The sequence below is a fragment of the Bacillus cereus group sp. BfR-BA-01524 genome, from assembly GCF_022662595.1.
In the GTDB taxonomy this organism is placed as follows: Bacteria; Bacillota; Bacilli; order Bacillales; family Bacillaceae_G; genus Bacillus_A; species Bacillus_A thuringiensis_S.
In genome coordinates this window covers 1-228 of record NZ_JAKUDW010000437.1, presented here as the reverse complement: position 1 = coordinate 228, position 228 = coordinate 1, and the positions used below count along the sequence as shown (strand labels likewise).

Sequence of the window (228 nt, the reverse complement as noted above, 5' to 3'; positions counted from 1 at the left end):
TTCATGCTGTTTTAGTTGCGATGGGACAGTTCCTAAGGTTGGTCCAACCGGTCCGACGGGGGCAACAGGAGCAACAGGTGCAACGGGTCCAACAGGGGCGACGGGAGCAACGGGAGCAACGGGTCCAACGGGAGCGACAGGAGTAACAGGAGCAACAGGGGCAACGGGAGCGACAGGAATAACAGGAGCAACGGGTCCAACGGGAGCGACAGGAATAACAGGAGCAAC

1 pseudogene is annotated in these 228 nt (G+C 59.2%); it reads left to right on the top strand.

The annotated features are described in order from the left end of the window. A pseudogene (locus MR170_RS31785) lies at positions 1-228 on the top strand (BclA C-terminal domain-containing protein); the annotation flags it as partial.